The sequence below is a fragment of the Streptomyces sp. NPDC029152 genome (genome assembly GCF_055564355.1).
On record NZ_JBVHWR010000003.1, the window covers coordinates 282,310 to 308,899 of the forward strand.

Below are 26,590 nucleotides of genomic sequence, written 5' to 3' on the forward strand. Positions count from 1 at the left end.
ACGGTGACGCGCCGGGGCGGGCGTCCGGCGGGCGCGCTCAGCGGTCGTTGTCCCGCCAGCGCCCGCCGTTCGGGGCCGAGTCGAAGCGGGTGGCCGCCGAGGCGTTGCCGCCGAAGTCGTTGCCGGAGACCCGGCCGCCGGTCCAGGTGGCCTCGTGCGCGATCCACAGGGCGTGGGTCTGGGTGCGGGGGTGCCCGTCGTCGCGGACGCGGTTGCCGTGCACGTACGGGTGGGTCACGGCGGCCGCCGCGGTGATGCCGCAGCGCGGTTCCGGGGCGGCCGGGAGGCGGTAGGCGGTGCCGGGGGCGGGGGTGCCCCCGGGCCAGGCCGTCGTGGCGCCGGGACGCCCGGGGACGAGGAGGAGCCCGGTGGCGGTGTTGTCGGCGACCAGGGCGGTGACCGCGCCGTTCCCGTCGCCGACCGTCAGCTCCTTGCCGCGGTGGCCGCCCGGGAGCCAGTCGGCGCTCTCGTCGGTCAGGGACAGCGGCCCGAAGTCCACGCCCGCGCCGCCCCCGCGCGCCGCCGGCGCGGCCCGGCGCCCGTTGTCCCGGATCCGGTTGCCGAAGACCGCCGGTTCGTGCAGGGCGGCGTCGACGCGGACGCCGTCCAGGCCGTTGTCGTGGATGTCGTCGGACTCCAGGACGATGTCCCGGGCCGGTTCCTGGTCGCCCCCGGCGAGATTGTGCTGCCAGTACCCGTAGCGGCCGTTGCCGCTGACGCGGTTGCCGCGGAACGCGTAGGGGCCCGGCGTGTTGCCGAGCGCGATCCCGTCGCCCGGGTTGCCGTCGATCACGCACCCGGTGACGATGCCGCCCCGGCCGCCGACCGAGGTCGTGCCCTGCGCCGACACGTCGAACCCGGCGACGTGGTTGCCGAGCATCGTGCAGGACGTCACCAGCAGCCCGTCCGCTCCCCAGTCGGAGATGCCGTAGCGGTTGTCCTCGGTGTGGCAGGCGGTGACGCGGATGCCCCGGGGCGGCGTCCAGTCGTCCTTCTGGAGCTCCAGGAAGATCCCGTTGGTGCCGTTGCCGACGGCGGTGCAGGCGGTGACCGTCAGCCGTTCCACCGGCCCCCAGCCGCCGACCCCGATCCCGATGCCCGCGCCGCCCATCTGCTCCCCGGCGTCCTGCCGGCCGCACCGCTCGACCAGCAGGCCCTCGACCACCGTGTCCTGGAGGAAGTCGCAGCCGAAGCCGGTGGCGGCGGTGTCGTGGATGTGGAGGTCGCTGAAGCGCCCGCGCAGCACGTACTGCAGCCCGAGGCCCTTGGCCAGCACGTCGTACTCGGGCGTGTGCACCCCCGACCCGTCGATCTCGAAGTGCGCGAAGGTGACGTCGGCGATGTGGCGGTCCCGCCCGGCGCCGTGCTGGGCGGTGGTGAACCAGGCCAGCGGCACGGGCTGCTCCGGGGCGCCGGGGTTGGCGAGGACGAAGCAGGTCGTCCCCCGGCCGGCGCCGACGAGCGAGACGCCGCTGCGCCAGCGCACGGGCCGGTCCCGGATCAGGTGGCGTCCGGCGGGCACGTGGACCGTGCGCGGCCGGCCGTCGGCGGCGGTGGCGTCACCGAGCGCGTCCACCAGCTCCTGCAGGGCGGGCCCGTCGTCGGTGGTGCCGTCCCCGGCCAGACCGTGCTCGTGGGCGTCGGCCGTCAACGGCGCAGTCATACGCGCGCTCCTTCCGCCGGTGACGCTCCGGCGGGCCGCCCACCGGCGCACCGCCGCTCGCTGCGTACCGGGTACCAGACCTCCGCCGCCCTCAACCACCGGGACATACCGGGCGCTTTATCTCAATCCGGGGTACATAATCAGAACATGAGTACGGCAACGTATGAACTGCTGGCCGCTTCGCACGCGCTCAACCTGGCCGGGGCCTTCATCGGCGGGCTGGTCATCGCGGGCGTGCTGATCCTGGCCGTGCGCATCGGCATGAGGGCCATGGAGCAGGAGTCGCCCCGCCCCCGCGCCGACGAACAGCCTCACCTCCCCCCCACCGGCCCCGTCCACGAGGAACGGGAGATCCGGGAACCGGACGAGATCCCGCTGAACACCGACGGGAGCCCACGGCTGATGCCGTACCAGCTCCATCACTCGGGCAGCCGGCGAGGAGCGGACCAGAGCCGGCGCCGTTGGCTGCCGGGGTCGAGCGGCTCCTTCGGCAGCGGCAGCCCGGGGCGCATCTGACCCTCCGCCGCCCTCCGTCGCCCTCCGTCCGGCCTCGTCCGGGCGAGCACCGGCTGCGGTCCGGCGGCGGGGCGCCTTGACTGGGAGGGACCCCGCGTGTCCTCGCGGGAGCGGACGCGTACGAGGTCCCTGGAGGCGACATGACCGGTCCCCGGGCGTGCCGGGCGGCGGTGGTGACACTGCTGGCGGCCGCCGTGCTGGCGGGCTGCTCCGACGACGGCGGCGACAGCGGCGGCACCCCCACGAATCCCGCGAGCTCGGCGGTCAGCCGGGCCGCCTCGGCCGCGTCCTCGCTCGCCTCCGAGGGCTCGGACGCCCTGGCCTCGGCGACGGCGGAGGCAGGCCGGTGGCTCGACGACATCACGGCGGGCGCCGACGTCAAGGGCGACGTGAGGGCGGGGACGCCGAGGACCGACGCCGACGGGCGCACCACGGTCGACGTCACCGTCCGCAACACCGCGGACGGGACGAAGTCCTTCGCGGTGCAGATGAACTTCACCGGCCCCGACGGCGCCCTGCTCGACACGGTCGTCGTCACCGTCGACGACGTTCCCGCCGGCCGGTCCGGCGGCGCCACCGCCCGCAGCACCCACGACCTGTCCGGGGACGTGCGGGCGGTGGTGGCCCGCGCGGTGCGCTACTGAGGGACCGCGCGGCCCGCACCGGGCGGGCCGCGCGCGACGCGACACCGCTACCCCACCAGCCACGCCGTCGTGTCCGGCCCCAGCCGGCCGTCCTCCAGGGGCACGCTGGTCAGCACCACCTCGCCCGCCGGCAGGTCGACCGGCGCGTCCGAGAGGTTGGCGACGCAGCGCCAGCCGTCCGAGCGGTCGAACTGGAGCACGCCGGGCGGCACGTCGTCCGCCCAGGTCAGCGACTCGCCGTCGAGCAGTTTGCGGCGCAGGCGCAGGGCCGTGCGGTACAGCTCCAGGGTCGAGCCCGCCACCCCGTCCTGGGCCTGGACGGAGTACTCCGCGAAGCTCGGCGGCTGCGGCAGCCAGGCCCCGCCCGCGCCGAAGCCGTACGACGGCCCGCTCGTCGTCCACGGCAGCGGCACCCGGCACCCGTCGCGGCCCTTGCGGACGTGCCCGGTCTGCTCCCAGATCGGGTCCTGGAGGACCTCGGTGGGCAGGTCGGCCACCTCCGGCAGGCCGAGCTCCTCGCCCTGGTAGACGTACGCCGAGCCGGGCAGCGCCAGCATCAGCAGCGTCGCCGCGCGGGCCCGGCGCAGGCCCGCCCGCTCGTCGACCGCCGGGGCGTGGCCGCCGGACAGCAGCCAGGCGTCCGTGTCGGTGCCGGGCGGCAGGACCAGCCGGGTGGCGTGGCGGACCACGTCGTGGTTGGACAGCACCCAGGTCGCGGAGGCGCCGGCGGCGTCGGCGTCGGCCAGCGAACCGGCGATGATCCCGCGCAGCTCCGCCGCGTCCCAGCGGCCCTGGAGGTACTCGAAGTTGAAGGCCTGGCCCAGCTCGTCCGGGCGGGCGTACAGCGCGCGCCGGGCGCCCGGGACCCAGGCCTCGGCCACCGCCGTCCTCGGCGGGTTGTAGGCGTCGAGGATCTTGCGCCAGTCGCGGTAGACCTCGTGCACGTCGTCGCGGTCGTAGAAGGGGTGGGTGCCCGGGGCGAACTCCGCGAGGGCGGTCTCGCTGCTCAGCCCGGGGGCGCCGAGGTCGCGCAGCGGCTCGGTGAGGTCCTTGACCAGCGCATGGGCCACGTCGACGCGGAAGCCGTCGACACCGCGGTCGCACCAGAACTTCAGCGTGGTGCGGAAGTCGGCGCGGACCTGCTCGTTCTCCCAGTTCAGGTCGGGCTGCTGGGGCGCGAAGAGGTGCAGGTACCACTGGCCGTCCGGCACCCGCTGCCAGGCGCTGCCGCCGAAGACGGACTGCCAGTCGGTGGGCGGGAGCTCGCCGTGCTCGCCGCGGCCGTCCCGGAAGACGTAGCGGTCGCGGGCGGCCGAGCCGGGACCGGCGTCCAGGGCCTCGCGGAACCAGGCGTGGCGGTGCGAGGTGTGGTTGGGGACCAGGTCGACGATCACCTTCAGGCCGAGGCGGTGGGCCTCGGCGGCCAGGGCGTCGAAGTCGTCCAGGGTGCCCAGGCGCGGGTCGACGTCGCGGTGGTCGTCGACGTCGTAGCCGCCGTCGGCCAGCTCGGACGGGTAGAACGGGCTGAGCCACAGGGCGTCGACGCCGAGGGCGGCCAGGTGGGTCAGGCGCTGGGTGATGCCGCGCAGGTCACCGAGCCCGTCGCCGTCGGCGTCGGCGAAGCTGCGGGGGTAGATCTGGTAGATGACGGCCTGCCGCCACCAGTTGGGGTCCTTGGACGACAGGTCGGGCGTGCTGGTGGTGCTGCGGACGGTCACGCGGTCTCCTTCGCGGTGCGTGCGGGCGACAGGAACAGATCTGTCCACATCACCCCAGAAGTGAACGCGCGGGCGGCGGGACGCGCCGGTGAGCGGGCCCCCGTCCTAGGTACCCGGTGCGTTTCGGCGTTCGACCGCGCTCAGGTACAGGTCCACGTACCGGGTCACGTCGACGTCCAACGCCACGTCCACGAGCGGCTGTTCGCGCGTGCCCTCGTGGATCTCGGACTCGCCGGGGCGGACGCGGCGGTCGACGAGGGTCTGGCCGCGGGCCGGGCCGGGGGCGAGGGACACCTCGACCGGCAGCCGGTGGGTGGTCAGGCCCGCCGGGTCGGCGACCGCGCAGACCGCGCCCGCGTCGCCGAGGCCGCCGCCGGGGTCGGTCTCGTCGGTGGCGGGGCCGCGGTGGGCGAGCAGCTCACCGGCGAGCCGGGTGCCGGGCTCGGTGCTCGCGCGCAGGCGGCGCACGTCGGGGCCGGGGACGACCACGCGCTGGAAGACGTCCAGCCCGTACATGGTGATCGGCACCCCGGCGGTGAGCAGGATCGCCGCCGCCTCCGGGTCGTGCCAGACGTTGAACTCGGCGACCGGCGTCGCGTTCCCGGTGGCCACCGCACCGCCCATGAACACGATCCGCTCGATGTTGCGGGTCACCTCCGGGTGGGTGCGCAGCAGCAGGGCGATGTTGGTGGCGGGCGCGGTGGGGATCAGGGTGACCGGGCGCGGGGAGGCGAGGATCTCGCGGCGCAGCAGCGTCACCGCGTCCACGTCGACGGGGGTGCGGACGGGCGCGGGCAGGCCGAGGTCGCCCATGCCGTCGCGGCCGTGCACGTGCCGGGCGGTGCGCACGGCCTCGATCAGCGGTCGTTCCGCGCCCCGGGCGACGGGGACGCCGGGGGCGCCGGCCTGCTCCAGCACGGTGAGGGTGTTGCGCACGACGCCGTCCACGTCGGTGTTCCCGGCCACGCAGGTGACCGCCCGCAGCTCGAGCCCCGGGTGGCGGACCGCCAGCAGCAGGGCCAGGGCGTCGTCGATGCCGGTGTCGCAGTCGATGATCACCGGGACGGGCGGGTGCGGGTGCGGGTGCGGATCGGTCGGCACGGCGTGGCTCCTTGCGCTGCGGGGGCCGGTGCGGCGACCCTACGCGGCCGGGCCGGGCTTCCCCGGCAGGGGCCGCGCGCGGTCGCCCGGGCAGGCGGCGGCGGGCGGCGGGTGCCGCAGCCGGCGGACAGCCGTGGAGACGGCGGACGACAAGCGGGAATCCGACGGACGACAGGCGGGAACCCGGCGGCGGTGGACAGCGGGTGCCGCAGCCGGCGAACGGCCGTGGAGACGGCGGACGACAAGCGGGGACCCGACGGACGACAAGCGGGAACCCGGCGGCGGTGGACAGCGGGCGCCGCAGCCGGCGAACGGCCATGGAGACGGCGGACGACAAGCGGGAACCCGGCGGCGGTGGACAGCGGGCGCCGCAGCCGGCGAACGGCCATGGAGACGGCGGACGACAAGCGGGAACCCGACGGACGACAAGCGGGGACCCGGTGGCGGGGCGGGCGCGGCCCCCGCTCCACCGGGTCGCCGGGGGTGTCGTTCGGGTCAGGAGGGCTCCGGGCGACGGCGCCTCGCGACCCCGGCGGGGTCCGGACGGCACCCCCGGCCGTCCTAGCCGTCGCGGTCGAAGCGGTGCCGGTGGGTGAGGACGTCGCGGGCGACGTCGCGGGCGGTGCGTCCCCGGGCGAAGGCGGCGCCGCGCAGCCGGGCCAGGGCCTCGTCGGAGCCGACGCCCAGCTGGGCCATGATCATGCCGACGGCCCGGTGGACCTCGTCGTGGTCGCCGGCCAGCCCGCTCAGCCAGGCGTCCTCCCCGTCCCCGTCGCCGTACTCCACCTCGCGCGGCAGCGCCGTCAGGGCCGTGGTCATGACGCCGGCCAGGAGCCGGGCCGTGTTCAGCTCGGGTCCGGTGAGGCCGCCGGGGGTGTCGCGGTAGAGGTCCAGGGTGCCGACGCACACCGTGTCGCTGCCCAGCGGCAGCGCGTGGACGGCGCTCACGCCGACGGCCGTCGCCTGCTGGGCGAAGACGGGCCAGCGTTCGGCGTCGGCGCCGGACCGCAGGTCGCGGGCGAGCACCGGGGCGCCCGTCGCGGCGGCGAGGACGCACGGCCCGTCGCCCAGGGTGGCCTGGACCTCCGCGAGGTACGAGGCACGGTCGCCGCTGGCGCACAGCCGGACCGGGTGGCCGCCACCGCCGCGCAGCGACGCGCTCGCGCCGTCCACGGGCAGCAGCCTGACCGCGACCCTGCAGAGCCGTCCGAGCACCTCGGCGGCGTGCCCGCCGTCCGGGGGCCATCGGGAGTGGTCGCCGGCCGGCACGCCCACCGCCTCCTTCGCTCACGTGGCCGGAAGCCCGACTACCCGTGACCGACCGGCGGAAACCGGGACGACCGGCCCTACAGCGGAGGCTGCGCGGGCGCCGGGCCCAGGGTGGTCGTGCCGGGCGCCGTGCGGTGCCCGAGGCCGGTGCGGTAGGCGTCCAGGGCCGCCTCCACCCGGCCGGTGCGGCGCAGCAGGTCGCCCAGCAGCCGGCACAGGTCGGCCAGGTCACCGGCCGCGCCCGCCCGCTCCAGCAGGCTCAGCGCGCGCACGTAGTGCTCCTCGGCGGCCTCGGTGTCGCCGGAGTCCTCGGCGATGATGCCGAGCAGCCGGTGCGCGCCCGCCGCGTGCACGGCACCGCGTTCGGAGGTCAGGTCCTCCAGCACCCCGCGCAGCAGTCCGGCCGCCTCCGCGGACTTGCCGCGCCGGTGCAGCACGTCGGCCAGCTCGACGGCGACCTGGCTGCTGTAGAGGGCGGCACGGGTGGCGGACAGCATGTCCAGGGCCTGCCGCATCTCCTCCTCGGCGCGGGGGAGCTCGCCGTTCTGGGCGCAGACGTAGCCGCGCATCCAGTGGCAGTTGGCCAGCTCGGTGCGGAGTTGCAGCGTGCGGTACAGCTCGGCCGCCTTGGCCAGGGAGGCGTCCGCCTCGGCGAGGCGGCCCTCGGCGAGCAGCGTGCGGGCGACGGAGCGGTGCATGCGGGCCACCAGCGCCGGGTCGCCGGCCCGGGGCGCGAGGGCGAGGGCGAGTTCGGCGGCCTGGGCGGCCCGCGCGTGCGCGCCCATGTCCATGTAGGGGCCGATGACGCTGGCGTAGAGCAGCAGCAGCGCGTCGGGGTCGTGCAGGCCGCCGCGGTTCAGCTCGTCGAGGGTGGACTCCAGGAGGTAGACGGCGTACCGGAGTTCACCGGCGAGGTAGTGGGTGAGGGCGCGTCCGCGCAGGGCCGGGACCCGGGCCGGCAGCGGCGCGCCGGCGTCGGCCAGGCACTCCTCGGCCCGCTCGAAGTACCGCCGGCCGCTCGCCAGCTCGCCGGTCTCCACCGCGCACTCGCCGAGCCCGAGCAGCGCCTCGGCCCGCTCCTCGGGCAGCTCGTACTCCTCGGCCTCGGCGAGCAGCTCGCCGTACTGGCCGGCCGCCCGCTCGGCGCCGCCGGTGGCGAGCGTGCGCCGCGCCTCGGTGAGCCGCAGCCGCAGGTCGGTGGCGAGCCGTGCCGGACGGCCGGTGGCCAGCTCCTCGTAGCCGACGCCGAGCCGCTCGGCGAGGTGCCGCAGCGCCTCGTCGGAGGGGCGGACGCGGCCGGCCTCCAGGGTGGAGATGTAGGCGGGCGTGTACGCCGGTTCGGCGAGCTGCCGCTGCGTCATCCCGCGCTCGGCCCGCAGCCGCTGCACCCGCCGTCCGATGGCCACACGGTCTTCACGGTCCCCCACTGCCAACTCCCCCTGCGCCCCTTGCCGTCCGGCTCCGGCGGCCCTAGGTTAAATTGCGGATTAAGCCTGCTTAACAGCGCTTGAAAGCCTCCCACACCTTCCCCCAGAGGACGCCGTGCCCGACCGCACACGCACCGTCGAACGGTACGCCAGGGGCCTCACCGCCGCCGTCGTGGCCGTGGCCGCCCTGATCCTGGCCGGCAACGCGGGCCCGGCCCAGTCGGCGGAGGACCCCCCGGAGGGCGGGAGCGTCCGGGTGGAGGAGGCCGGCGGCTCCCTCGCGCCGGACGCCCGGCCGGACGGGAGCACCCCGGCGCCGCGGCCCGGTCCCGGCTGACCTCCGGTGGCGGGAGGGCGCCCGCGCCGCGCACGCGGGCGCGCGCACCGGCCGGGGCCCGCGGAGGGGGTGCGTCAGTCCTGGGTCTGCAACCGGCCCAGTTCCCGCTGCACGTGGTCCAGCGCGCCCTCGCGCCGGCCGGGTACCCGGCCGCGCAGCGCGGCGAGCGCGGCACCCAGTTCGCGGGCCCGCGCGGCGTCGCGGATCCGTCCCCACTGGTGGTGGGCCCGGTCCACGGCCGCCTCCACGGCGGGCGTCCCCGGTTCCTGCCCGGCCCGCAGGCGGGCCTCGGCCACCGCCAGCCAGGCACGGCAGGAACGCGCCGGGTCCCCGGCGAACATCGCCAGGTCGGCCCGGACCTCCGCCCAGTGCAGCGCGTCCTCGGAGGCGGGCCCGAGCGCGAGGGCGGCGGCCCGCTCGTGGCGCGCGGCCAGCGCGTCGGCGTCGCCGTGCCGCCCCGACCGCACGGCGGCCGAGATGACGGCGTGCGGGTCCCCCGCCACCGGCCCGGGCGCCGCCAGCACCAGGTCCGCGCCGCTCCCGCCGCCGTCGGCCGCGCAGCGGGCCAGCGCCTCCTCGTGCAGCCGGTCCGGCGGCGGCCGGTGCCCGCTGCGCAGGACGGTCGCGACGCCGCGCATGTACGCGGGGGCGGCCACGGTCCGCCGCGAGGGCGGGGGCGCGACGCGACCGTAGACGGCGTTGTTGCGTCCCGAGTCCAGCGGGCGGGTCCGCAGCCACTCCCAGGCCTCCCGGTCGGCGTGCAGATCCAGCAGCAGCGTCGTCGCGCCGCTCGGCCGCAGCCGGAGCTCCTCGCGGATCCAGTGCCAGGGCAGGGCGGTGTAGCGGACCGTCGAGGGGGTCGTCCGGGCCAGCGCCAGGTGGGGCAGGCGCTCGCGCCGGTCCAGGTGGAGCTGCCCGGTGACGTACACGGTCAGCGGGCCGGGGGCCGCCGCGGCCGCGCGGAGCCGGGTGAGGACGGCCTGCGGCTCCAGCGGGTCGGCGAGCTCGACGACGTTCGCGGTGTCCGTGCCGGCCAGCACGGCGGGCGGCACGGCGGCGAGCACGGGGAGCACGGAGGCGGCGTCCACCAGACACCCCCGGCCCACGGGCGACGCCGCGAGCAGCAGCACGGTTCCGGGCATGTCCCCTCCCCCTGTCGATCACGTACGGCAGCACGGTAGCCGCTGCGGCCGCGACGCGGGGCGCTCAGCCGTTCAGCCGCCGTACCGCGAACACCATGGTGTCGTCGGCCGGCCGCCCCCGGCAGTGCCGCAGCGTTCCGTCCCGCACGAGGGCCACCAGCCGCCGCGGCGCGGCGTTGCGCGGATCGGCGGCGACGGCGCGGGCCACCTCTTCGCCGTGCCGGTAGAAACACCCCTCGGCGTCGCGGGCCTCGGTCACCCCGTCGGTGACCAGCAGCAGCGTCTCGTCCCGGGCGAGGGCCACCCGGCTCACGGACACCTGCGGCCCGGGGACGAGCTCGGCCATGCCCAGCGGCAGCCCGCCGGCCGCCGGCAGCTCCCGCACACCGCCCGGGCCGACCGCCAGCGGGGGGTCGTGGCCGAGGACCACGGCGTCCACGGCGTCGGGCAGGCCGTCGGAGAAGCCGATCAGCACGGCGGTGGCGAAGCGGTCGCCGTCGGACCGGCCGAGGGCGGCCGTGTGCCTGCGGTGGCGCACCATGCGGGTCTCCAGGCGCTCGGCGACCGTCACGAGGTCCGCCTCGTGGTAGCCGGCCTCCCGGAACGTGCTGAGCAGCGCGGCCGCGGTCTCCACCGCGCCCAGGCCCTTTCCCTGGACGTCGCCGATGAGGACGCGGGTGCCGTGCGGGCCGGGCTGGATGTCGTAGAAGTCGCCGCCCACGCGGGCCTCGGTGTCCGCGGGGAGGTAGACGGCGGCGTGGTCGAGGCCGCCGAACCCCTCCGGGAGCGGGCGCAGCACGGTGCGGCGGGTGGTGTCGGCGATGTCCCGCATGCGCAGCATGCGCCGCTCGCCGGCGACGCGGAGCGTGGCGGCGGCCACGGCGATGAGTCCGCCCAGGGCGACGAGGACCAGGCCCGAGGTGTCGGTCCTGTCCTGGTGCTGCCAGGTGGTGTCGGCCAGGACGAAGACGGCGACCGCGAGCGCCGCGAACACCCCCGTCTCCAGCGTCCCGCAGATCGCGGCCGCGACGCCGGGCACGAGCACGGTCCAGGAGATGATCTGGAACGCGCCGGTCATGGTGTCGGCCGCGACGATGCCGGCGAGCAGCACCAGCGGGACCAGCCAGGCGACGCTCCGGCCGTGGACGCTCAGCAGTTCGCGCCGGGAGACGGCGTCCCCCTGGCCGGCGGCCCGGACGAGCCGGCCGGCCAGCCGCCACCGGCCGTGCGCCGGCCCCGGCGCAGCCCCTTTCCCGCGACCCCTCACGGCCCCCAGCGAAGCACGGGCCCCCACCCCCCGCATCCTGACTTGCCGCCCGCCCCTCCCCGGTGTGCCCTGGTAGTCGGGGGCGAGGAGAGAGAGGAGTGCTCTCATGGCTCACGCGGTATCCACCCGGGGAGCGTCCGACCGGACGCCGGCCACGCGCCCGACGAGGACGCCCGACGTCTTCGGCCCCCGCACCCACCTGGTGGCGAAGTGGGCGGTGCCCGTCCTGGCCGGGCTCGTCTACGGCTACTGGGCCGCGGCCAACCGGCGCTACGGCGGCCCCATCACCGGCTGGAACCTGCTGTTCGGCTTCCTGACCGCCCTCGCGTTCGCCGTCCTGTACGCCGTGGTCCGGGCGGTGGCGTCGCGGCTGCCGCGCGAGGGACACGCGGTGCTGTGGGGCGCGTTCGCCGGCAGCGCGCTGGGTTTCCTGTACGCGCAGAGCAGCGTGCCCCTGTTCACGTGCATCCTCCTCTCGCTGATCCTGGCGGCCGCGGTGACCGCCGCGCTGCTCTACCGCTCCTACACGTCCGAGGACGCCGGGGGTCACCGGACCTCCTGAGCCGCGCCGCCCGCGGTCCCCGGCGGCGCCGGGCGGTGCGGCGGGGGGGCCGGGCGTTCGGCCGTTCGGCTCGTCGGCGGGACCATTCGCAGGCACCCCGCTCGCCGGGACCGCCCCGCGGGCGTTGCCTGGGAGGGTGCCCCCACGTCTCCGCCGCGGCCTGTCGGCCGTCCTGATCGCCCTCGCCTGCCTGCTCGCACCGTGCGGCACGCTGGCGGCCTGGGCGGCGTACGGGCTGGCCGACACCGGCCGGTACGTCGCCGCCATGGCGCCGCTCGCCGCCGACCCGCGCGTGCGGGACGCGGTCGCGGACACGGTGGACGACGGGGTCATGAACGAGGTGGGCGCCGGCCCGCTGCGCGCGACCGTGCGCCTCTACGTGCAGGACGCGGCCCGCTCCTTCACCCGGACCGAGGCCTTCCGCGCGGGCTGGGACACGGCCAACCTGACCGTCCACACCGCCGTGCTGCGCGCCCTGCGCGACGAGGGGGCCGCCGGGCGCCCCGTCACGGTCGACCTGGCCCCCGTCACCGCCCGGGTCCGCGGCCGCCTCGTCCGGGACAACGTGCCGATGGCGCAGCGGATCCCGGTCCGGCACACCGAGGTCACCGTGCTCCCGGCCCACGGGGCGGACCGGCTCAGGAAGGGCTACCGCGTGCTCGACGTCGCCGCCTTCTGGCTGCCGCTCGCGGCCGTCGTCTTCGCCGTCGCCGGAATCGCCGTGGCCGCCCGCCGGCGGCGTGCGCTCACGGCCACCGGCATCGGCACGGCCGTCGGCGGAGTGCTGCTCGTCCTCGCGGTCCTCGTCGGCCGCCGGCTCACCCTGGCCGCGCTGCCCGGCGCGGTCGACGGCCCGGCCGCCGGCGCCGTGTACGACGCCCTCACCGCGACCCTGCGCACGGCCTCCTGGCTGCTGGTCGGCCTCGGTCTGACGGTCGCCGCGGCCTCCTGGCTCACCGGCCGGTACGGACATCTGCTGCGCCGCCGCCGGCCTCCCGCGGACCCCGCCGTCGACCCGGGGCCGCCCCGCTCGCCACGGGCCCGGCTCTGAGTCCCGGCGCGGGAGATCACCCGGCCGGCGGCCCGTCCGCGCGGCCGCCGTCGCCGGCCGCGCGCGGGGCGACGGCCCGTGGCGCACCGCGGGACCCGAGGAGCCGGCCCTCGCCGGGCCGCCCGGCGGAGAAGCCGGAGGAGTCCGACCGGCACGTCGGGGGCCGCACCGAGGCCGTACGGGAGTTCCGCGCGGCCCGGCGGGCACGACGGGCACCACGAGCACGACGGACGTGGCCGGCACGGCGAACTCGTGGCCGGCACGGCGAACTCGTGGCCGGCACGGCGGACCCGTGGCCGGAGGGAAACCTTCCGCCCGTGTCCGCCGTCCTTGAGAGGGGGATCCGGGCAGCGCGCCCGCGAGCGGAAGGCCGGGACGTGGACACCGACACGGCGAGGGGCCAGTGGACGCACACGCCCGGCGGGCCGACGGCCCGACGGGCCGGGCGGCGGGCCGGGGCCTGGTGCGCCGGGCTGTTGTTCGCCGGGGTCAGCGCGGTCGTCGGCTGCCGGGTCGCCGACACCGACGGCGTCACCCCGGTGCCGCAACTGCTCGCCTTCCTGCCCTGGCTGCTGGTGCCGGCCGGGGCCGGGCTGCTGCTGACGCTGCTCGCCCAATGGTGGCCGGGAGCGGTGTGGGGCGTGGCGCTGCTCGGGCTGCTGGCCTGGTTCATCGAGCCGTACGGCAAGACCGGGGTGCCGGCCGGGCCGCCCGTCGCCGAGGTGCGGGTGCTGACGTCGAACGTCGAGTTCGGACAGGGCACCGACGCCCTGATCGGCGCGGTGCGCCGCGAGGAACCGGACCTGCTGTTCGTGCAGGAGTGCGCGTACACGTGCGACGCGGCCCTGCGGCGGGAGCTCGGCGCCGACTACCCGCACCGGCGGGCCGTCGAGGGCGGCGGCTCCGAGGGATCGGTCATCCTGAGCCGCTTCCCGCTCGCCCCCGCCCCCGGCGTCCCCGGCACCATGGGCATGCCCGGCGCGGTCGCCGACGTGCGCGGCCACGCCGTACGCCTCCAGCTCGCCCATCCCATGCCGCCGCTGCCGGAGCAGCTCGGCCTGTGGCGCACGGAGCTGGGCCGGCTGCGCGACGCCGCGGCCGGGGCCGGCGGGACCCCCACCGTCCTCGCCGGCGACTTCAACGCCTCCCAGGACCACGCCGCCTTCCGGCGCATCCTCGACACCGGGCTGCACGACGCGGCCCGCCTGGCCGGCGAGGACCGCACGCCCAGCTGGCCGGCCCGGACCGCCCCGGTGCTCGGCACGCAGATCGACCACGTGCTGGTGTCACGGGACTTCGCCGCCCACCGCGCCCGCTTCCTCGACCTCGCCGACACCGACCACCGCGCGCTGGTCGTCGACCTCACGCTGCACGCGGGCCGTAGGCCCGCCGACGGGTGACGCTCAGACGCCGATGTCGGCGCCGTCCGCGCGCCACACCGCCACGACCGCCGGGCGCACGATCCTCCCGGGGCCGTCGGGCCAGGTGCTGGCCGGCCGCTCCACCGAGGCGCCGTCGACCTCGCCCGGGTGCTGCACGGAGACCAGCACGCGCCGGTCCTGCACGAGCGGGCCGCAGGTCTCCGCGCCGGTCGGCACGGTCAGGAACTGCTTCAGCTCACCGCGCCGCTCGCCCTTCGTCGCGACGCCGAAGAGGCCGTCGTGGGTGCCGAGCGCGTTGCCGTCGGTGGAGATCCACAGGTTGCCGTGGGGGTCGAAGGCCACGTTGTCGGGGCAGGAGATCGGGCTGACGGCCTCCTTCGGGAAGCCCGCGAAGTAGGTCGCCGGGTCGTTCGGGTCGCCGGCCACGAGGAACAGCGACCAGGCGAAGTCGGTGGCGTCGGCCCGGTTGCGGCGCTCGGTCAGCTCCAGGACGTGGCCGTGCTTGTTGCCGACGCGCGGGTTGGCCTCGTCGGGGCCCGCGTAGCCGGACTTGCCGCGGTTGGAGTTGTTGGTGAGCGCGACGTACACCTTGCCGGTCCGCGGGGACGGCTCGATGTCCTCGGGCCGGTCCATCTTCGTCGCGCCGGCCTTGTCGCCGGCCAGCCGCGTGAAGACGCAGACCTCCTCCGCCGTCATGCCCTCGACGTGCGAGACGGCACCGTCGGCGGTCGCGGTGACCAGCGGGATCCAGCGGCCGCTGCCGTCGAACTCGCCGTCGGCCGGCAACGTGCCGGTGCCGTCGATCTCGGCGGCCGGGGAGTCGCCGGTGAGCTGGGCGACGTACAGGGTGCCCTCGTCGAGCAGCGACAGGTTGTGCTCGCGGGCGTCGCGGCCGTCGCCGTGCCGCATCCGCTTGCTGCCGACGAACTTGTAGAAGTAGTCGAACCGCTCGTCGTCGCCGGTGTAGACGACCGGGCGCCCGTCGTCGGTCAGCCGCACGGTCGCGGCCTCGTGCTTGAAGCGGCCGAGCAGGGTGTGCTTGCGGGGCGTGGAGGCGGGGTCGTACGGGTCGAGTTCGACGACGTACCCGAAGCGGTGCACCTCGTTGGGCTCCCGGGCGACGTCGAAGCGCTCGTCGAACCGCTCCCACTTGCGCTCGGTGGCGCCGGTGCCGATGCCGTACCGCTTGTCGGTGGCGCGGCCGCCGTTGGCGAAGTACTGGTTGAAGTTCTCCTCGCCGTGCAGCGTGGTGCCCCAGGGGGTGGTGCCGCCGGAGCAGTTGTTGAGGGTGCCGAGCACCTTGCGGCCGGTCCGGTCGGCGGAGGTCCTCACCAGGTCGGAGCCGGCGGCCGGGCCGGTGAGCCGGAACTCGGTGGTGGCGGTGACGCGCCGGTTCAGGTGGTGGCGCGGCACCGGCGTCAGCCTGCCGCTGCGGCGGTCCTCCTCCACGACGACGGCGGACAGCCCGTGCGCGGCCCACGCGATCTCGACCTGCTCGCGGGTCGGGTTCTCGGGATCGTAGCCCCGGAACATCAGCACCTCGTCGGTGTACTCGTGGTTGGCGACGAGGAGCTGCCGCCCGCGCTCGCCCTTCAGCGGCAGCAGCGCGAGGAAGTCGTTGTTGTACCCGAACTGCCCGGCCTGGGCCTTCGCGGTCTGCTTCTCGGGGTCGAAGGCGGGCGCCCCGCGCAGGATGGGCTCGCCCCACCGGATGACGACGCCCTGCCGGTACCCCTCCGGCACGACGACGGCGTCCTCGGTGTTGGGGGCCACCGGTGCGAACCGCAGTCCGCGCGCGCCCTGCTGCTTCGGCCGGTGCCCGTGCCCCGTCCCGTTGCCCTTTCCGGCCACCGGCGCGGCCTGCGCGGAGGGCGCCCCCGCCACGCCCGCGGCACCGGCTCCCGCGGCGGCGACGGTGACGACGGCCGCGGCGCGCATCAGGGAACGGCGGCTGAGCGCACCCGCGATGACGTCGCCGACGTACTCGTTGGAGCTGGTGTTGGGCACCTCGTGGAAGCAGGCGTCACCACACCGGAAACGGCAGGTCATGGTGGACCGGCCGCCGGGATGCGAACCGGACGGCGTTCCGATCAACGGCAGCAGCTTGCGCACTTCTCGTTCTCCCCTGGGATGCCCTGTGATGCCCTTGGTGTCAGCGCGACCGTAGGAGCACATACGTGCGGGAGCCGGGCGTCGGGATGAACGACGGGTGAACCCGCGACAGCGGGACGGGAATGAGCCTCGGCCGGATCCGGCCCTTGACGCGCCGGTGACCCCCCGCCAAACCCTGCGCAAGATCACAAGACGGGGCCGCTAACCTTACGTGTCCGTCCTGGCCAGGGATTGACGGGCACCAACTCACGCGAAGGGTTGCGCACATGGGCATTCTCACTCTCCTGCGGAACGCGTTCGGCCGGTCACGCAAAGCACGGGCCGCCCAGGCGGAGGCGGAGGCGGAGGGTGCGACGCAGGAGACGGCGGCACCGGCCGCCGCTCCGGAGCCGACGCTCCCGTCCCGGCCCACCGCGCCCGAGGAGCCGGCCGGGGCCCCGGAGCGGCCGGAGACCGCCCAGGTCCCCGAGCCCCGCACCGAGACCGACGAACACGAACTCGTCAAGGCCGCGTTCGCCAACGTCACGGTCCCCAAGCCGACCCGGTCCCCGGACGGGACGCCCCCGGAGACCCCGGCCCCGGCTCCCGCCCCGAAGGCCGGGATCGAGCCGCAGCCGGAGCCCACCCCCACCCCGTCGGCCGAGCCCGAGCCACAGCCGGAGCCGGAGCCGGAAGCCGGAGTCAAGGCCGAGCCCGAATCCGAGCCGCAGCCGGAGCCCACCCCCACCCCGTCGGCCGAGCCCGAGCCGCAGCCGGAGCCGGAAGCCGGAGTCAAGGCCGAACCCGAGCCCGAGCCGCAGCCGCAACCGGAAGCCGAGGCCAAGCCCGAGCCGGAGCCGGAAGCCGGAGTCAAGGCCGAGCCCGAATCCGAGCCGCAGCCGGAAACCGAGGCCAAGCCCGAGCCGCAGCCGGAAGCCGAACAGACACCGGAACCGGAGACCACCACCCCCGGACCCGCGGCCGCCGACGCCGGGGAAGCCCCACAGGGGCCACCCGCACCCGACGACGAAAGCAGCACGGGTGGTGCGGGCGGGAACACGACGGCCGAAGGCGAAGCCGAGGCCGAGGCCGACAAGGCCCCGCAGGGACCCGCCCCCAAGCCCGCCACCCCCGCGGCGCGCGTCCGTTCCCGCGCCCCCGGCCTCGCCACCGCCTACAAGGCCGCCGGCGCCGTCCTGAAGAAGCACGCCCTCACCGGCACCCGCGCCAGGGTCCACCTCGTCCTCGACCGCTCCGCCTCCATGCGCCCGTACTACAAGGACGGCTCCGCCCAGGCCCTCGCCGAGCAGACCCTCGCGCTCGCCGCCCACCTCGACCCCGAGGCCACGGTCCACGTCACGTTCTTCTCCACGGAAGTGGACGGCACCGGCGAGCTGACCCTCACCGACCACGAGAACAAGATCGACGAGCTGCACGGCGCCCTCGGCCGCATGGGCCGCACCAGCTACCACGCCGCCGTCGAGGCCGTCCTCGCCCAGCACGGCAAGGAGGACCCGGGCACCCCCGCCCTGGTGGTCTTCCAGACCGACGGCGCCCCCGACGCCAAGACCCCGGCCACCCAGGCCCTCGCGGACGCGGCCGAGAACCACCCGGACGTCCACTTCTCCTTCGTGGCCTTCGGCGACCCGCAGAACAAGGCGTTCGACTACCTCCGCAAGCTCAAGACGGACAACACGTCCCACTTCCTGGCCGGCGAGACCCCGAAGGAGCTCACCGACAAGGAGCTCTACGAGGGCGTCCTGGCCGCCTGGCGGCCGTAGCCCGCCACCACCGCCCCCGCTCCCCGCCGCCGCCCGCTTCTCACCCCGTAGAACGGGAAGCGGGCGGCGCACCCGTGTCGGCTACGATTTCAAGGTTCCGTACGTATCAACCTGGGAGCAGCCTCCGATGGCTCGACACCTCATCACCAGCGCCCTTCCGTACATCAACGGGATCAAGCACCTGGGCAACATGGTGGGGTCCATGCTCCCGGCGGACGTCTACTCCCGCTACCTGCGCCAGCGCGGTCACGACGTCCTCTACATCTGCGCCACGGACGAGCACGGCACCCCCGCCGAGCTCGCCGCCAAGGAGCAGGGGCTGCCGGTCGACGCGTTCTGCGCGCAGGCGCACGACGCCCAGAAGGCGGTCTACGACGGCTTCGCCCTCGCCTTCGACTACTTCGGCCGCAGCTCCTCGCAGCAGAACGTCGAGATCACCCAGCACTTCGCCCGCAAGCTCAACGAGAACGGCTTCATCGAAGAGCGCGCCATCCGCCAGGTCTACAGCCCCACCGACGGCCGCTTCCTCCCGGACCGCTACGTGGAGGGCACCTGCCCCCACTGCGGCTACGACAAGGCCCGCGGCGACCAGTGCGAGAACTGCACCCGCGTCCTGGACCCGACCGACCTGATCGACCCGCGCTCGGCGATCTCCGGCTCCACCGACCTGGAGGTCCGCGAGACCAAGCACCTCTTCCTCCTCCAGTCCAAGCTCCAGCACGAGGTCGAGGAGTGGGTGGCCCGGCACGAGGAGGAGTGGCCGCAGCTGGCCGCGTCCATCGCCCGCAAGTGGCTGACCGAGGGACTGCACGACCGGGCGATCACCCGCGACCTGGACTGGGGCGTCCCGGTCCCGGCCGACACCTGGCCGGACCTGGCGGCCGAGGGCAAGGTCTTCTACGTGTGGTTCGACGCCCCGATCGAGTACATCGGCGCGACGAAGGAGTGGGCGGACCAGGACCCGGAGAACCGGGACTGGAAGTCCTGGTGGTACGAGGCCGACACCGGTGAGAACCCGGTCCGCTACACCGAGTTCATGGCCAAGGACAACGTCCCCTTCCACACCGTGATGTTCCCGGCCACGCAGCTGGGCGTCCGCGAGCCCTGGAAGAAGGTCGACTACGTCAAGGCGTTCAACTGGCTGACGTACTACGGCGGCAAGTTCTCCACGTCCCAGAAGCGCGGTGTCTTCACCGACCAGGCCCTGGACGTCCTGCCGGCCGACTACTGGCGGTACTTCCTGATCGCCAACGCCCCGGAGTCGGACGACTCGTCCTTCACCTGGGAACACTTCACCGCCACGGTGAACAAGGACCTGGCCGACACCCTCGGCAACTTCGTCAACCGCGTGCTGTCCTTCTCGAAGAAGCGCTTCGGCGAGCAGGTCCCGGCGGGCGGCGAGCCCGGCGAGGCGGAGGCCCGCCTCGGCGAGGAGATCGCCCGGCTCCTGGCGGAGTACGAGTCCCAGATGGAGGCCCTCCAGTTCCGCAAGGCCGCCGCGGCGCTGCGCGCCCTGTGGTCGGCGGGCAACTCCTACCTGGAGGAGAAGGCCCCCTGGCTGGAGATCAAGACCGACAAGGACGCCGCCGCCCTCACCCTGCGCACGGCGATGAACCTGATCCACCTCTACGCGGTGGTCTCGGAGCCGTTCATCCCGGCGTCGACGGCCGCCATGCGCCAGGCGTTCTCCCTCCCGGACGACACGGCCGCCTGGGTCACCCCCGAGGAGGCCCGCGCCCTGACCACGATCACGGCCGGCGTCCCCTTCACCGTTCCGCCGGTCCTCTTCGCCAAGCTGACGGACGAGGACCTGGAGGCGTACAAGGAGCGCTTCGGCGGCGAGCCGCAGGCCGCGTAACGACCTCGCACCACCGACGTCAGGGCCCGGGAACAGGTGTTCCCGGGCCCTGACGCGTGGTCTAGATTGCGAAGATCACGCATCGGCGTGATCCATCCACGTGGGGGGCATCCATGGCACTGTTCGGCAACGCGCACAGCATCGACCCGGTCCAGGCGCAGCAGGAGTACGCGCGTCTGCTCGGCCAGGGTGAGCAGGTGCACGCCGCCTACCTGCTGATCCGCGACACCATCCTGTTCACCGACCGGCGCCTGATCCTGGTCGACAAGCAGGGCATCACCGGCAAGAAGACGGAGTACCACTCCGTCCCGTACCGCAGCATCACCCACTTCGCGGTGGAGACGGCGGGCCACTTCGACCTCGACGCCGAGCTGAAGATCTGGCTCTCCGGCAGCGCGGCCCCGATCCAGAAGACCTTCACCAAGGGCGTCGACATCTACGAGGTCCAGGCGATCCTGACCCAGTTCGTGGCGCGGTAGGTCCGCGGCGGAACGCGCAGGGGCCCGGCACCGGTCACGATGCCGGGCCCCTCGCGTGCGGGCGCCTACTTCGGCTGCGGCTTGCGCACCTGCAGGTGCAGCTCGCGCAGGCGGGACTCGTCCAGCTCCGTCGGCGCGCCCATCATCAGGTCCTGGGCGTTGCCGTTGAGCGGGAAGGCGATCGTCTCGCGGATGTTCGGCTCGTCCGCGAGGAGCATGACGATGCGGTCGACGCCCGGGGCGATGCCGCCGTGCGGCGGGGCGCCGAAGCGGAACGCGCGCAGCATGCCGGCGAACTTCTCCTCGACCGTCTCCCGGTCGTAACCCGCGATCTCGAACGCCTTGAGCATGATCTCCGGCTCGTGGTTCCGGATCGCGCCGGAGGACAGCTCGACACCGTTGCAGACGATGTCGTACTGCCAGCCCAGGATGTCCAGCGGGTCCTGGGTCTCCAGGGCCTCCAGACCGCCCTGCGGCATCGAGAAGGGGTTGTGGGAGAAGTCGATCGTGCCGGTCTCCTCGTCCTTCTCGTACATCGGGAAGTCGACGATCCAGCAGAAGCGGAAGACGTCCTCCTCGAACTGACCGGCGCGCTTGGCGGCCTCGACCCGCACCGCGCCCATGATCTTCGAGACCTCGTCGAACTCGCCCGCGCCGAAGAACACCGCGTGACCGGCGGCCAGCGACAGGCGCTTGGTCAGCTCGGCGACGTCGTCCTCGGTCAGGAACTTCGCGATCGGGCCGGACAGCGTGCCGTCCTCGCCGACGCGGACCCAGGCCAGGCCCTTGGCGCCCTGCGAGACGGCGAAGTCGCCCAGCTGGTCGAAGAACTTGCGCGGCTGGGCGGAGACGTCCGGCACCGGCAGGGCCCGCACGTGCTTGCCGGCGAAGGCCTTGAACTCCGAGCCCTCGAAGATGTCGGTGATGTCGACGAGCTCCAGCTTGGCGCGCAGGTCCGGCTTGTCGGAGCCGTACTTCAGCATCGCCTCGCGGAACGGGATGCGCGGGAACGGCGACGTCACGTGACGGCCGTTGCCGAACTCCTCGAACAGCTCGGTCATCAGCTTCTCGATGGGCCGGAAGACGTCCTCCTGCTCGACGAAGCTCATCTCCACGTCGAGCTGGTAGAACTCGCCCGGCGAGCGGTCGGCACGGGCGTCCTCGTCGCGGAAGCAGGGCGCGATCTGGAAGTAGCGGTCGAAACCGGAGATCATCAGCAGCTGCTTGAACTGCTGCGGCGCCTGCGGCAGGGCGTAGAACTTGCCGGGGTTCAGGCGCGACGGGACGACGAAGTCACGGGCGCCCTCCGGGGAGGTGGCGCTCAGGATCGGCGTCGCCATCTCGTTGAAGCCCAGCGCCGTCATCTTCTGCCGGATCGCCGAGATGACCGCCGTGCGCAGCATGATGTTGCGGTGCATGCGCTCGCGGCGCAGGTCCAGGAAGCGGTACTCCAGGCGCCGCTCCTCGTTGACCCCGTCCTCGGTGTTGATGGTGAAGGGCAGCGGCTGGGCCGCGCCGAGCAGCTCGACCTCGCCCACCTCGACCTCGACCTCACCGGTGGGCAGGTCGGCGTTGACGTTCTCGGCGCCGCGGGAGACGACCTTGCCGTCGACCCGGACGGTCGATTCCTTGGTCAGCTTGTCCAGCGCCTCGTACGCCTCCGTACCCGGACGGGCGACGAGCTGCGTGATGCCGTAGTGATCGCGCAGATCGATGAAGAGGATGCCGCCCAGGTCGCGCCGATTGTGCAGCCAGCCACTCAGGCGGACGTCGGTGCCGACGTCAGTGGAGCGGAGCTCGCCGCAGGTGTGGGACCTGTACCGATGCATCGTCGTTCATCCAGTCTTCGCGGATCGGGGGCCGTGTCCCACGGATCTCACGGGGCTCACCTGCCGTGGTCTCGCGGTCCGTGTTTCACGTGAAACAACCCCAGCGTACCGGGGACCCGGGGTCCGGTTCCTCACCAATACCGCGGGAGCGAGCGGTGGCAGCCTCCGACCACCTCTTCTTAGAGTGGGGCAATGCGCACTGGTGATCCCCTTCCCGAGGTGGGGGACGTCCTCGCCGCTCTCGGCACCGGACTGTGGCACTGGGACACCGCCGCCGGGCGGGTCACGGTCGACGCCGAGGCGGCCCGGCTGCTCGGTCTGCCGGCCGAGCGGACGAGCCTCACCGAGGCCCAGGCCCGTGCCCGTCTCCACCCCGTCGACTGGAACGAGATCACCGGCGTCGTCCGGCTGGCCGTCGCCGAGCACACCGTCGCCGAGGTCCGGATCCGCGTCATGGACGAGCGGGGACAGGTGATCCGCGTCGTCCGCAGCCGCTCCAAGCCGTCCTACGACCGCGTGCGCAAGACGTACGAGCTGATCGGCACCCTCCAGGAGGTCACCGAGCCGGCCCCCGGCACCTCCGCCGCGCGCAGCGCGGTCACCGGCGACTGGCGCCGTTCCCGGGAGGCGTTCCTGCTGGACGCGGGCCGGGCCCTGGCCGAGGCACGGTCGACCGAGGAGGTGCTGCGGGTCGCGGCGGGCCTGTCGATGCCGGGCTTCACACCGGACGGGCTCGCCGTCTTCGGGGTGTCGGGCGACCACCTGACGGTCATCGGCCACCACGGCCAGCCGCAGAACGACATGGGCCCGTTCGTGGACATGCCGCTGGACACGGACTACCCGGCCGCCGAGGCGGTCCGCACCGGCCGCGCCGTCTACCTCTCCTCCCCCGTCCAGTACCGCTCCCGCTACCCGATCACCTGGCCGCTCGCCGAGCGCTTCGGCCGCCAGTCCTGGGCCTTCCTGCCCCTGGTCGCGGGGGGCCGCACCATGGGTGCCTGGATGGCCGCCTTCGCCCATCCCGTCGCCTTCACCCCGGACGAGCGGTCGGTGCTGACCACCGTGGCCCGGATGCTGGCGCAGGCGCTGTCCCGGGCGGGCGCCGCCGAGACCCAGCGGGAGCTGACCGACGACCTGCAGCGCACCATGCTGCCCGCGCTGGGACCCGAGATCCCCGGCATGAGCATCGCCGCCCGCTACGTCCCCACCGGCGGCGGACTCCAGGTCGGCGGCGACTGGTACGACCTGATCCCGCTGCCCCGGGGCCGCTTCGCCATCGTCATCGGCGACGTCCAGGGCCACGACGTACGGGCCGCCGCGCTCATGGGCCAGCTGCGCATCGCCCTGCGCGCCTACGCGTCGGAGGGCCACCGGCCCGACGCGGTGCTCTCCCGGGCCTCCCACTTCTTCCACAGCCTGGCCGACTCCACCGAGGACCCCGCCGACCTGCGCTTCGCGACCTGCTTCTACGCGGAGGTGGACCCGGCGGCCGGCATCGTGGAGAGCGCCCGGGCGGGACACCTGGACCCCGTGGTGCGGATGGCCGACGGCACGGCGCTGATCCTCGCCACGGAGGGCGGCCTGCCGCTCGGGGTCGACCCGGACTCCGACTACCCGATCTCCCGGCTCGCCCTGGAGCCCGGCGACACCCTCATGCTGTGCACGGACGGACTGGTCGAGACGGGCGGTCACGACCTCCAGACCGGCTGGCACCGCCTGCGGGTCGTCCTGGAGGAGCACGAGGGCGACCTGGAGGAACTGGCCGACGCACTCGTCCAGGCGGTGCACGGCCCGCCCTCGCACCACACCACCGGCCCCCTGGCCGACCGGCGGGACGACGACATCGCCCTGGTGCTGCTGTGCTGGCGGGACGAGAGCTGCGGCCACGGCACCAGCACGGTCGCCCGGCCCCCCGTGCGGCGCACGGTGCTGACGGTCGCGCAGGCCGAGCCGGAGCGGATCGCCGCCGCCCGGCAGCTGATGCGGGAACTGCTGCACGACTGGCCCGACGAGGAGCAGCGGGACGCGGCGGTCCTGCTGCTGTCCGAGGTGCTGACGAACGTCCTCGTCCACACCGACGCCGACGCGCTGCTGGTCGCCGAGGTCAGCGGGGATCCGGGCGAGCGGCTCATCCGGGTGGAGGTCACCGACAGCGGCGACGACCTGCCGCACAAGCGGCGGCCGGGGGAGATGGCGTCCTCCGGACGCGGCCTGATGCTGATCGAGCTGCTCTCGGACGCGTGGGGCGTCGCCCCCCGCGGCAAGGGCAAGAGCATCTGGTTCGAGTTCTACGAATCCCCGGAGGACGGGTCCGGGGGCGGGCCGGAGGGCGGCCCGGACGCCGTCCCGGGACTCGTGGACGCCTTCTCGGAGGCCGAGTAGCGGCCCTGGAGCTCGTGGACGACCCCGAACGCGGCGGCGGTGAGCGGGACGGCGAGGAGCATGCCCAGGATGCCCGCCACCGACGCCCCCGCGGTGAGCGCCAGCAGCACGACCGCCGGGTGCATCTGCACGGTCCGGCTCTGGATCACCGGCTGGAGCACGTGCCCCTCCAGCACCTGCACGGCCAGCACCACCCCGAGGGCCCACAGCGCGATGACGAACCCGCGGTCGGCGAGCGCGACCAGCACGGCGACGGCGCCGGAGATGAAGGCGCCGAGATAGGGGATGTAGGCGCCGACGAAGACCAGCGCGCCGAGCCCCACCGCGCCGGGCACGCGGAGCACCAGCAGCCCCACGGTGATGCAGACGGCGTCGATGAGGGCGATGAGGGTGGTGCCCCGCATGAAACCCTCGACGGCCCCGAAGGCCCGCCGGGCCATCGCCTCGGCCATGTCGGCGCTCCCCCGGGGGACGACGGAGCGCACCGTGCCCACGGCGCGGTCAAAGTCGCGCAGGAAGAAGAAGACGAGCAGCAGCGCGAGGACCGCCATGGCCATCATCTCGCCGGCCACGCTCACCCCGGTGATCACCCCGGAGGCCGCCGTGCCGCCGAACCTGCCCAGCAGCTCGCGCGAGTTGGACGCGACGTCGTCCAGCGACGTCCCGGCCGCCCCGAAGTGCTCGGCGACGCCCCGCGCCGCGTCCTTGAGGGAGGCGATGATCTGGTCGCCGGTGTCGACGAGCGCGGCGGCCACGATGTACACGGCCCCGCCGACCACGGCCACGACGGCGACGCAGGTCAGCCCCGCGGCCAGCGACCGCTGCACGTGCGCCTTCACCAGCCGCCGGTACAGCGGCCGGAGCAGGGCCGTGCCGAGCAGCGCCAGCAGCGCCGGCGTCACCGCGGTGCGGAACTCGTCGCACAGCCGGACGACGACGTAGACGACACCGCTGGCGAGCAGGATGACGACGCACCAGGCGGCGAAGCGTCGTACCGGACCGGGAAGCAGGTGCACCGCTCCAGCCGATCACGCGCCGGGCGGGCTGTCCTGTGCGGACGGCCCACCCGGGTGAGGCCACGCGGCCGTGGGGCCGTCAGGCGCCGGGACCCTCGGCGGACATGCCGTGCACCGCGGGGACGGTGCCCAGCCGGCCCTTCTGGAAGTCCTCGAAGGCCTGCATCAGCTCGTCCTTGGTGTTCATGACGAACGGGCCGTAGTGGGCCATGGGCTCGCGGATGGGCCGTCCGCCCAGGAGGACGACCTCGAGGTCGGGGGTGTGCGAGTCCTGCTTCTCGTCCGCGCGGACGGTCAGCGAACCACCGGTCCCGAAGACCGCCGTCTGCCCCAGGTGGACCGGACGCCGCTCGGCGCCCACCGAGCCGCGCCCGGCCAGCACGTACGCGAGGCCGTTGAAGTCCTCCCGCCAGGGCAGCGTGACCTCGGCGCCCGGCGCCAGCGTCGCGTGGACCATCGTGATCGGCGTGTGCGTGATGCCGGGGCCCTCGTGGCCGTCCAGCTCGCCGGCGATGACCCGCAGCAGCGCGCCGCCGTCGGGGGAGGTGAGCAGCTGCACCGAGCCGCTGCGGATGTCCTGGTAGCGCGGGGCCATCATCTTGTCCTTGGCCGGCAGGTTCACCCACAGCTGGAGGCCGTGGAAGAGACCGCCGGACATGACCAGCTGCTCCGGCGGCGCCTCGATGTGCAGCAGGCCGGAACCCGCCGTCATCCACTGGGTGTCGCCGTTGGTGATGGTGCCGCCGCCGCCGTTGGAGTCCTGGTGGTCGAAGATCCCGTCGATGATGTACGTGACGGTCTCGAAGCCGCGGTGCGGGTGCCAGGGCGTGCCCTTGGGCTCTCCGGGCGCGTACTCCACCTCGCCCATCTGGTCCATCATGATGAACGGGTCGAGATGGCGGTAGTTGATCCCGGCGAACGCGCGGCGCACCGGGAAGCCCTCGCCCTCGAAACCGCTCGGCGCGGTCGTGACGGTGAGCACGGGACGTGCCACGGCGTCGGCGGGTGCGGATACGCGGGGCAGCGTCAACGGGTTCTCGACGGTCACTGCAGGCATGTCGGTACCTCCTCGGGT

At 74.5% G+C, this 26,590-nt stretch carries 21 protein-coding genes; 10 read left to right on the plus strand and 11 right to left on the minus strand.

Annotation, left to right across the window (positions count from 1 at the left end; all coding sequences use genetic code 11):
• Nucleotides 1–37 precede the first annotated feature (37 nt).
• Entirely contained in the window at nt 38–1,663 is a 1,626-nt protein-coding gene (locus ACZ4V6_RS07960; RefSeq protein WP_467823715.1) for a right-handed parallel beta-helix repeat-containing protein, read from the minus strand.
• A 147-nt stretch (nt 1,664–1,810) separates the two neighbouring features.
• Here ACZ4V6_RS07960 and ACZ4V6_RS07965 point away from each other — a divergent pair, with 147 nt between their 5' ends.
• Together ACZ4V6_RS07965 and ACZ4V6_RS07970 are read left to right on the plus strand one after the other, a co-directional pair.
• Nucleotides 1,811–2,179 (plus strand): DUF6479 family protein, encoded by a 369-nt coding sequence (locus tag ACZ4V6_RS07965; protein WP_467823718.1) that lies wholly within the window; start codon nt 1,811–1,813, stop codon nt 2,177–2,179.
• Nucleotides 2,180–2,319: 140 nt separating this feature from the next.
• Nucleotides 2,320–2,823, plus strand: coding sequence for a hypothetical protein (locus ACZ4V6_RS07970; protein ID WP_467823721.1), 504 nt, complete (start codon nt 2,320–2,322; stop codon nt 2,821–2,823).
• Between the two features lie 47 nt (nt 2,824–2,870).
• Here the strand turns inward: ACZ4V6_RS07970 and ACZ4V6_RS07975 are convergent, their stop codons facing one another.
• From ACZ4V6_RS07975 to ACZ4V6_RS07990, 4 genes are all read right to left on the minus strand, one after another.
• Nucleotides 2,871–4,541 carry a glycoside hydrolase family 13 protein gene (locus ACZ4V6_RS07975; protein WP_467823724.1) on the minus strand — a complete coding sequence of 557 codons (1,671 nt, stop codon included), beginning with the start codon at nt 4,539–4,541 and terminating at the stop codon, nt 2,871–2,873.
• A 105-nt stretch (nt 4,542–4,646) separates the two neighbouring features.
• Entirely contained in the window at nt 4,647–5,642 is a 996-nt protein-coding gene (locus ACZ4V6_RS07980) for a nucleoside hydrolase (RefSeq protein ID WP_467823727.1), read from the minus strand.
• 561 nt (nt 5,643–6,203) lie between these two features.
• On the minus strand, nt 6,204–6,911 hold the full coding sequence (locus ACZ4V6_RS07985) for a GAF and ANTAR domain-containing protein (RefSeq protein ID WP_467823730.1): 708 nt from the start codon (nt 6,909–6,911) through the stop codon (nt 6,204–6,206).
• Nucleotides 6,912–6,988: 77 nt separating this feature from the next.
• On the minus strand, nt 6,989–8,338 hold the full coding sequence (locus tag ACZ4V6_RS07990; RefSeq protein WP_467823733.1) for a helix-turn-helix domain-containing protein: 1,350 nt from the start codon (nt 8,336–8,338) through the stop codon (nt 6,989–6,991).
• 115 nt (nt 8,339–8,453) lie between these two features.
• Between ACZ4V6_RS07990 and ACZ4V6_RS07995 the strand changes: the two genes are divergently transcribed.
• On the plus strand, nt 8,454–8,675 hold the full coding sequence (locus ACZ4V6_RS07995; RefSeq protein ID WP_467823735.1) for a hypothetical protein: 222 nt from the start codon (nt 8,454–8,456) through the stop codon (nt 8,673–8,675).
• Between the two features lie 74 nt (nt 8,676–8,749).
• Here the strand turns inward: ACZ4V6_RS07995 and ACZ4V6_RS08000 are convergent, their stop codons facing one another.
• Nucleotides 8,750–9,817 (minus strand): serine/threonine-protein kinase, encoded by a 1,068-nt coding sequence (locus tag ACZ4V6_RS08000; protein WP_467823737.1) that lies wholly within the window; start codon nt 9,815–9,817, stop codon nt 8,750–8,752.
• Between the two features lie 64 nt (nt 9,818–9,881).
• On the minus strand, nt 9,882–11,120 hold the full coding sequence (locus ACZ4V6_RS08005; RefSeq protein ID WP_467824333.1) for a PP2C family protein-serine/threonine phosphatase: 1,239 nt from the start codon (nt 11,118–11,120) through the stop codon (nt 9,882–9,884).
• Nucleotides 11,121–11,190: 70 nt separating this feature from the next.
• Here ACZ4V6_RS08005 and ACZ4V6_RS08010 point away from each other — a divergent pair, with 70 nt between their 5' ends.
• From ACZ4V6_RS08010 to ACZ4V6_RS08020, 3 genes are all read left to right on the plus strand, one after another.
• On the plus strand, nt 11,191–11,646 hold the full coding sequence (locus tag ACZ4V6_RS08010; RefSeq protein ID WP_467823740.1) for a hypothetical protein: 456 nt from the start codon (nt 11,191–11,193) through the stop codon (nt 11,644–11,646).
• Between the two features lie 136 nt (nt 11,647–11,782).
• Entirely contained in the window at nt 11,783–12,697 is a 915-nt protein-coding gene (locus ACZ4V6_RS08015) for a hypothetical protein (RefSeq protein ID WP_467823742.1), read from the plus strand.
• A gap of 377 nt (nt 12,698–13,074) precedes the next feature.
• Nucleotides 13,075–14,097: an endonuclease/exonuclease/phosphatase family protein gene (locus tag ACZ4V6_RS08020; protein WP_467823745.1), complete on the plus strand. Its 1,023-nt coding sequence runs from the start codon at nt 13,075–13,077 to the stop codon at nt 14,095–14,097.
• A 3-nt stretch (nt 14,098–14,100) separates the two neighbouring features.
• Here the strand turns inward: ACZ4V6_RS08020 and ACZ4V6_RS08025 are convergent, their stop codons facing one another.
• A complete protein-coding gene (locus ACZ4V6_RS08025; protein ID WP_467823747.1) occupies nt 14,101–16,191 on the minus strand; it encodes a PhoX family protein in 2,091 nt (696 codons plus the stop codon).
• 266 nt (nt 16,192–16,457) lie between these two features.
• On the opposite strand from ACZ4V6_RS08025, the gene ACZ4V6_RS08030 reads away from it, so the two are divergent.
• The 3 genes from ACZ4V6_RS08030 to ACZ4V6_RS08040 all read left to right on the plus strand — a co-directional run bounded on the left by ACZ4V6_RS08030 (nt 16,458) and on the right by ACZ4V6_RS08040 (nt 20,288).
• Entirely contained in the window at nt 16,458–17,951 is a 1,494-nt protein-coding gene (locus ACZ4V6_RS08030; RefSeq protein WP_467823750.1) for a VWA domain-containing protein, read from the plus strand.
• A 127-nt stretch (nt 17,952–18,078) separates the two neighbouring features.
• The gene (metG, locus tag ACZ4V6_RS08035) at nt 18,079–19,809 is read left to right on the plus strand and encodes a methionine--tRNA ligase (RefSeq protein ID WP_467823753.1); all 1,731 of its coding nucleotides are present in this window, start codon (nt 18,079–18,081) and stop codon (nt 19,807–19,809) included.
• A gap of 113 nt (nt 19,810–19,922) precedes the next feature.
• Nucleotides 19,923–20,288 (plus strand): PH domain-containing protein, encoded by a 366-nt coding sequence (locus ACZ4V6_RS08040; RefSeq protein ID WP_467823756.1) that lies wholly within the window; start codon nt 19,923–19,925, stop codon nt 20,286–20,288.
• 65 nt (nt 20,289–20,353) lie between these two features.
• Here the strand turns inward: ACZ4V6_RS08040 and aspS are convergent, their stop codons facing one another.
• Nucleotides 20,354–22,117, minus strand: coding sequence for an aspartate--tRNA ligase (gene aspS, locus ACZ4V6_RS08045; protein ID WP_467823759.1), 1,764 nt, complete (start codon nt 22,115–22,117; stop codon nt 20,354–20,356).
• 192 nt (nt 22,118–22,309) lie between these two features.
• On the opposite strand from aspS, the gene ACZ4V6_RS08050 reads away from it, so the two are divergent.
• Nucleotides 22,310–24,499, plus strand: a complete 2,190-nt coding sequence (locus ACZ4V6_RS08050) for an ATP-binding SpoIIE family protein phosphatase (protein WP_467823762.1) — start codon at nt 22,310–22,312, stop codon at nt 24,497–24,499.
• On the opposite strand, the gene ACZ4V6_RS08055 is transcribed toward ACZ4V6_RS08050, so the two are convergent.
• Nucleotides 24,406–25,515, minus strand: coding sequence for an AI-2E family transporter (locus ACZ4V6_RS08055; protein ID WP_467823765.1), 1,110 nt, complete (start codon nt 25,513–25,515; stop codon nt 24,406–24,408). The genes ACZ4V6_RS08050 and ACZ4V6_RS08055 overlap by 94 nt on opposite strands.
• A gap of 79 nt (nt 25,516–25,594) precedes the next feature.
• Nucleotides 25,595–26,572, minus strand: a complete 978-nt coding sequence (locus tag ACZ4V6_RS08060) for a pirin family protein (protein ID WP_467823767.1) — start codon at nt 26,570–26,572, stop codon at nt 25,595–25,597.
• Between the last annotated feature and the right edge of the window lie 18 nt (nt 26,573–26,590).

Bases quoted from the DNA above. Each gene is read 5' to 3' on its own strand.
- ACZ4V6_RS07960 (WP_467823715.1), bottom strand. From the start codon at position 1,663: ATGACTGCGCCGTTGACGGCCGACGCCCACGAGCACGGTCTGGCCGGG.
- ACZ4V6_RS07965 (WP_467823718.1), top strand. From the start codon at position 1,811: ATGAGTACGGCAACGTATGAACTGCTGGCCGCTTCGCACGCGCTCAAC.
- ACZ4V6_RS07970 (WP_467823721.1), top strand. From the start codon at position 2,320: ATGACCGGTCCCCGGGCGTGCCGGGCGGCGGTGGTGACACTGCTGGCG.
- ACZ4V6_RS08000 (WP_467823737.1), bottom strand. From the start codon at position 9,817: ATGCCCGGAACCGTGCTGCTGCTCGCGGCGTCGCCCGTGGGCCGGGGG.
- ACZ4V6_RS08005 (WP_467824333.1), bottom strand. From the start codon at position 11,120: ATGCGGGGGGTGGGGGCCCGTGCTTCGCTGGGGGCCGTGAGGGGTCGC.
- ACZ4V6_RS08010 (WP_467823740.1), top strand. From the start codon at position 11,191: ATGGCTCACGCGGTATCCACCCGGGGAGCGTCCGACCGGACGCCGGCC.
- ACZ4V6_RS08030 (WP_467823750.1), top strand. From the start codon at position 16,458: ATGGGCATTCTCACTCTCCTGCGGAACGCGTTCGGCCGGTCACGCAAA.
- metG (WP_467823753.1), top strand. From the start codon at position 18,079: ATGGCTCGACACCTCATCACCAGCGCCCTTCCGTACATCAACGGGATC.
- ACZ4V6_RS08040 (WP_467823756.1), top strand. From the start codon at position 19,923: ATGGCACTGTTCGGCAACGCGCACAGCATCGACCCGGTCCAGGCGCAG.
- aspS (WP_467823759.1), bottom strand. From the start codon at position 22,117: ATGCATCGGTACAGGTCCCACACCTGCGGCGAGCTCCGCTCCACTGAC.
- ACZ4V6_RS08050 (WP_467823762.1), top strand. From the start codon at position 22,310: ATGCGCACTGGTGATCCCCTTCCCGAGGTGGGGGACGTCCTCGCCGCT.
- ACZ4V6_RS08060 (WP_467823767.1), bottom strand. From the start codon at position 26,572: ATGCCTGCAGTGACCGTCGAGAACCCGTTGACGCTGCCCCGCGTATCC.